Origin of the sequence: Propionimicrobium lymphophilum DSM 4903, assembly GCF_000423485.1 — a bacterium.
Lineage (GTDB): Bacteria > Actinomycetota > Actinomycetes > Propionibacteriales > Propionibacteriaceae > Propionimicrobium > Propionimicrobium lymphophilum.
Map to the genome: position 1 here is coordinate 1 of NZ_AUIB01000016.1, position 6,028 is coordinate 6,028.

Genomic DNA, 6,028 nt, shown 5'->3' on the forward strand with positions numbered 1-6,028 from the left:
TGTGCGGGGCTTGACCTGATCAAGCGGAACACCAGTAGCTGCGGCGCGTTGCTGCCGGTCGGTAGCGATCATGAGAGCGAACTCGCCAGGGTCAATGTCGAAAGTGTCAGTGATGGACTCGTTCTTGTTGTTATCTGCTTCGTGCTTGAAGGTGACCTTCATCGAAAGATCTCCATTTCTCCGGGAATCCCGGTGATTTGGAGACCTGATCTGTTTGGCTCAGATCACTGGTAAGAACTGCTAGGAAGACGACAAAGGCGAGCCACCCCACCCGCCCCTCAGCAAAGAGGGGTTGGGTGAGGTGACCCGCCGAGCGCTCCCAGAGCAGGTCTCACTAGTGAATAAAGTTGTCTACAACCACAGCCAGCACTCGCCGTGGAGATCGCCCACCCGCCAGATGGGCACCCGGGCACCAAGCCCGGACTCAAGGACGAACAGTCGCGTTGGCCACCGCAAGCACCTCGCCCTCACCCGTACGGTCATGACAGACGTCAAAACCGGACGGGGTAACGCGCGGCTACTTGCCGCGCTTAGACGGCTTGGCCTGCGCCAACGCCGACGCGGCAACAGACTTCGAGTCCTTGCAATAACGGCCATCGGTCAGAATCTTCGACGCCTTGGACGCCACCTTCGCCGACGTCTGCTTACGGTTCCTTCCCATGTGCTTCACCTCCTCACAGATTCGGGCCAATAATTCTTCGCAATCGCGAGATAATTTCGGTAGAATGAGTGAGAGTTGTTGTTCTACTCAGTTAGCTCGCTGCCACTGCCAATGACGTTACGGAGCCACTTGAGACGAACTGAGACACGATTTGAGACAGGGCTAAGACGAGGAGGTACTGGTGGAGTTCAAAGACTTCTTTAAGCTGCTTAGCTCGAACCTTGACCTTGGCTCCAACCGGGAAGAACGGATGCGTAACCTGTTGTCTCTGGTGTGTGAGGCAGACCCAGGTTTTGAAGGCACTGAGGATGATCCGGTGATGGCCCCTCCGGCTGCGTCGTTGAACCACATCGCCTCCGGCAACAGGCCCTTCAACTCAGATATTGCAGAGCCGATCTTGCGCCACAATTTCGAGCCCTATGGACTTGTTGCGACGTTGCAGGAGCGTAGCCAGCCCCAGCTGGAACGCATGGCGGAAGCAATCCGTCCCTTTGAACCGTCAATCGCGTGGGATCGTGTCCCTGAATGGTGTGCTGATTACTTCACGCGAGTCTTAACTGCGGCGACAACGAACGAGCAACTGGTGGAGGATGCGCGAGAAAAAGTTCGGCGTATCCAAACGGTCGCAGCGCACAAGCGTTTGAGGCCCGCTTTGCAGATGGAAGCTGGGTCGACCTGCCCAGCCTTGAACTGCTTGAATCAGCTTCTTCAGGTCAATGATCAAGGCGTGGCAGTCCCGAGCTTTGAGGTGACCGTCATCGACCCCGCAAACGATCCGCGAAATCCTGCGAATCTGATCGCGCTGTGTCCCCATCATCATGCGATGCACACGGGCGCTAATCCACAAGCTGTCCAAGAGCTCAAGGCAATAAAGGATCGACTCGTTTCGCAGTTCAAATCTCGCCTGGCCATGTCTCCAGAAGGCATGGAGCAGTGGATACGGCAAGTGTTGGAGAAGATGGGCGGCGCTGGACAAGGCGATCTGCATCAACCGATCACAGAACCACTGGCGGTCGAAACAAAAATCCCAGATGACGTCATATTGCAGCAGGCTGTATTGGCACACGTCGCTGCGTGGTATGTCTTCATCGAATCGACGTTGAAACAGCTTGACTACACCGACGGCTGGGATTTCGACGAAGTCCGGCACTCGATCAACTCTCAATACCGCAGACTCAAACGTCTTGGAATACCGCAGGACGACGTTTTCACTCAGCTTTCGCAATGGTTGCACACCACCACCGGTGGCAAACTCGTCGCGTGTCAGGCAGTGGTGTCCTACTTCATCCAAAAATGTGACGTGTTCGAAGCACCGTATCCGCCTGTCACCAGTGGGAAGGAGCCTCAGTATGCGCTTTCCTAACAAGCTATACCCGTTTTCGGAATCCACGCTCGCACTGTTCGCGCCAATTCTGACCATTCTCGAAGCCGAACCCGTCAGCATCAGCGAGCTTCGCACGCGGCTCGATAATCCTGCGATCGAGGACGTTCTCGATGCGCTCACTGCCTTGTTTGCTCTCAAACAGATCAACGTCGACTCCACGACAGGGGTGATTGTCCGTGCTCGTTAGCGTCTGGTCAGACAAGTTCCGCAATAACGGTCAGGTTCGTCCACCGATCATGTTCCATCCCGGATTGAACACGGTGCGTGGCGGGCAAAGCGCCCAAAACTCGATCGGTAAGTCCACCTTGCTGTTCATCGTGGACTACGCGTTCGGCGGCTCAACATTCGCAAAGTCCAAAGCCGTCAGCGCGAAAGCTGAAGGTGCTCACACTATTTACTTCACCTTCCGCTTCAACGACGTGGACTATTACTTCTCGCGCACCACTAACGTGCCAGGGTTCGTCCAAACCTATGAGGATCCCGAATACAAGAACCCCGCTGAGCGGTGGGAGTTCGATGAGTACGTAGGCTGGCTCAAACGCCAATACGGATTGTCAGGCATGGATGCTTCCTTCCGGCAGATCGTGACAAGATTTGCCCGCATCCAGCAAAAAGCACTGAGCAACGTTGAGACCCCATTACAAGGCCCAGGCCGTGAACCAGTAGCCACTGGGCTGGCTGTGATGCGCCAGCTTTTCGGTGTCTATGACTACCTCAAAGAACTCGAACAAGCTCTCACCACGGCAACGGAAAATCTCAAGGCCGTGCAACGAACCCAAAAGATTGGTGTGTTCCAAGCACAAAAACTGCGGTTAAAGAGGGACTACACGCAAGCGGTCAAGCACGTTCACCAACTCGAATCAGAACTCGACGCACACATCAAAGGCACCGATCAAGCAATGCTTGAACTCGACGTCGAGCACTCCGACCAGGCTGCAACGATCAAGAGCCATCTGCACGGGCTGCGAATTGCACGCGGCAGACTGAAAGCAAAAATTCAGCGTCTCACGCAGTCCCTAAACGAAGATTTCCCCGCCATCACTGATCCTGACCTCGCACAACTACACGTATTCTTCCCCGACGCGGACCTCGAACGAATCGAAGACGTCCAGCGCTTCCACCGAACTATCACCGAGATCGTCTCCGACGAAGTAGAAGACCAGATCACCGTCTACCAGCAAGAACTGGGCTCGCTGACCACATTCATTGGGGAAGCTGAACAACAGCTCCGAGATCTGAATGTGCCCATCCACGTCTCAGAGAAAGAACTGCGCCGCAACGCCGAAATCGGCGGGCAGCTTGCACTCGTCAAGGAACAAGTAGAAGCCTGGGAAGCAACCCAAGACCTCAAATCAGAAAAGAAAGACGCTGAAGCCCGCCTGAATGACACCCGCAAGAGCTACGACCACGAGATCGAAACGAAACTCAACGCTGAGATTGCCCGGCTTGACCGCTTCATTCATGAAGGCTCAGGCGACTGGTACCCGCCAGTGTTCACATTCTCCGATACTGGAAAGAGCTACACCTATGGCTCCGAAGTTGACGATGGAACCGGCACAACCGGAAAGAACCTGATCCTGTTCGACCTAGCCATGTTGGAGCTGACCGCGCTGCCATACGTGATCCACGATCACCCGCTGCACCAAAGCATCGAAGACGCAACCGTCGGCAGAATCCTCAAGCTCTACCAGCGCTTCACCAACAAGCAGATATTCATCGCCTTCGATAAAGACGAGCACTATGTAGAAGCGCCTGAGGTCAACACAATCGTCACTCAAACAGCAGTGATCGAACTAGGCAAAGAACACGAAGCACTCTACGGATGGACATGGAACAAGAAACCCAGCAAGAACCCCAAACAAGAGGAAGGCACGCGATGAAGATCAGCTACAAACCATTGTGGAAGCTCCTCATCGATAAAGGCATGAGGAAGCAAGACCTGCAATCCGCCGCCAAGATCAGCGCGGGATCCATCGCGAAGCTTGGCAAAGACGAAAACATCACCACCGATGTCCTGATCAAGATCTGCAACGCACTCGACTGCGACCTGTTCGACATCCTCGAAACCACCATGGAGGAAAACAAGTGAGCAATCTAGGCGCGTTCATCTGGTCAATCGCAGACGTTCTACGCGGCCCCTACAAGCCACACCAGTACGGGGACGTGATCTTGCCGATGACCATTCTTCGGCGTTTGGATTGTATGCTCGCCGATTCCCACGACGAGATCCTCAAACTTGCCGCCAACACACCCAACCCAGACTTGTTGACGGTCAAGGTGCGTAACAAGCTCGGATTAGAGTTCTACAACACAACCGCGTGGACTCTACCCACGCTCTTGGGAGACTCCGACGGGCTGGCAAAGAACCTCATCCAATACGTTTCAGGCTTCTCCAAGAACATCGACGTGTTCGAACGCTTCAAGTTCGAAGACCAAATCCGTACCATGGCAGAAAAGAATCTGCTTTACATCGTCGTAGAAGAGTTCACTAAGGTCGACCTGCATCCAGCCCACGTCACCAACGCGGAAATGGGCGACATGTACGAATACCTGATCCGCACCTTCAATGAAACCTCTAATGAGTCTCCCGGTGAACACTTCACCCCACGCGACGCCATCCGGCTACTCGTCGATCTTGTCTTCGCTGGGGACGACGAAGCCCTGACCACCCCTGGAGCCATCCGGTCGATCTACGATCCCACGGTCGGCACAGGGGGCATGCTCTCCATCGCCGAAGAGCACCTCATCGGCACAGCAGGGCACCCTGGTATGAACCCAGATGCACAACTACGCCTCTATGGGCAAGAGTGGAACGACCAGTCCTACGCCATCTGCAAATCCGACATGCTCATGAAAGGCCAAGACTCCTCCAACATCCGTCTCGGCGACACCCTTGCTGATGACAAGTTCGCGGGAGAAACCTTCGACTACTGCATGTCGAACCCGCCGTACGGGACCGATTGGAAAGTCTCCCAAAAAGCCGTCAAAGACGAAGTCGCCAAGCTTGGCGAGCACTCCCGCTTCCACGCTGGGCTACCTAAAGTCTCTGATGGGCAGATGCTATTTCTGCAGCACGTCGCAGCGAAGATGCGACCCGCTTCACAAGGCGGAGGACGAGCAGGAATCGTCCTCAACGGCTCACCATTATTCAACGGTGGAGCAGGGTCCGGCCCATCAAACATCCGTAAGTATCTACTTGAGTCGGACCTCGTCGATGCTATCGTGGCTCTGCCGACCGATATGTTCTACAACACTGGCATCGCCACTTACATCTGGGTACTCGATAACAACAAGCCCGAAGACCGTCGAGGAACCGTCCAGCTCATCGATGCCACCACCTTCTACACCAAGATGCGCAAAAAGCTCGGCGATAAAGGACGCGAACTCTCACAAGCTGACCGCAACACCGTTCTCAACCTATACACCGACCACGCCGACAGCCTGTACTCCAAGGTCCTGCCCATCGAAGAGTTCGCCTACTGGCAGATCACCGTGGAACGTCCCGCACACGACGACAACGGCGAAATCATCACCAACACCCGAGGCAAACAGCAACCAGACAGCGCCTTGCGCGACACAGAGCGAGTGCCATTCACCTACGGCGGCAACACCGCAGGAGACGAAGGCCGGACCGCGACAATCAAGCAATACTTCGAAACCGAAGTCAAACCATACGTGCCCGACGCCTGGGTAGACACCAAGAAAACAAAGATCGGCTACGAAATCCCATTCACCCGCCACTTCTACCGATACGCTCCTCCCCGCCCCCTCAGCGAAATCGACGATGAACTCCAAGCCGTCTCTCGAGACATCATCGCACTCCTCACGGAGATGACTGAATGATCACCGCGACGTCACTCCAGTTTCTGGGAACCTCAATTACTTCCTATGAAGGCAGAACACTGCCAATATTTGCAGTATTTGATGAGACCTCCAAGAAGAACATCGGCTTAGCAGAGGAGAACTTGCTTTCCTTGAGCTAT

Annotated in this window: 6 protein-coding genes; 5 read left to right on the forward strand and 1 reads right to left on the reverse strand. The window is 54.8% G+C overall.

Going from position 1 to position 6,028, the window contains the following annotated elements:
• Positions 1 to 517 precede the first annotated feature (517 nt).
• Positions 518 to 661 carry a hypothetical protein gene (locus G556_RS11565; RefSeq protein ID WP_169337630.1) on the reverse strand — a complete coding sequence of 48 codons (144 nt, stop codon included), beginning with the start codon at positions 659 to 661 and terminating at the stop codon, positions 518 to 520.
• 181 nt (positions 662 to 842) lie between these two features.
• Here G556_RS11565 and G556_RS0107255 point away from each other — a divergent pair, with 181 nt between their 5' ends.
• Genes G556_RS0107255 through G556_RS0107275 form a run of 5 tightly spaced genes read left to right on the forward strand, consistent with a single transcriptional unit; the run spans position 843 to position 5,888 of the window.
• Positions 843 to 2,024: an ABC-three component system protein gene (locus tag G556_RS0107255; protein ID WP_028822285.1), complete on the forward strand. Its 1,182-nt coding sequence runs from the start codon at positions 843 to 845 to the stop codon at positions 2,022 to 2,024.
• The gene (locus G556_RS0107260) at positions 2,011 to 2,232 is read left to right on the forward strand and encodes an ABC-three component system middle component 7 (RefSeq protein ID WP_036916216.1); all 222 of its coding nucleotides are present in this window, start codon (positions 2,011 to 2,013) and stop codon (positions 2,230 to 2,232) included. Before G556_RS0107255 ends, G556_RS0107260 begins: the two co-directional genes overlap by 14 nt.
• A complete protein-coding gene (locus G556_RS0107265; protein WP_028822287.1) occupies positions 2,222 to 3,925 on the forward strand; it encodes a DUF2326 domain-containing protein in 1,704 nt (567 codons plus the stop codon). The genes G556_RS0107260 and G556_RS0107265 overlap by 11 nt, the downstream gene beginning before the upstream one ends.
• On the forward strand, positions 3,922 to 4,134 hold the full coding sequence (locus G556_RS0107270) for a helix-turn-helix domain-containing protein (protein ID WP_028822288.1): 213 nt from the start codon (positions 3,922 to 3,924) through the stop codon (positions 4,132 to 4,134). Before G556_RS0107265 ends, G556_RS0107270 begins: the two co-directional genes overlap by 4 nt.
• On the forward strand, positions 4,131 to 5,888 hold the full coding sequence (locus G556_RS0107275) for a type I restriction-modification system subunit M (RefSeq protein WP_028822289.1): 1,758 nt from the start codon (positions 4,131 to 4,133) through the stop codon (positions 5,886 to 5,888). Before G556_RS0107270 ends, G556_RS0107275 begins: the two co-directional genes overlap by 4 nt.
• Positions 5,889 to 6,028: the final 140 nt, after the last annotated feature.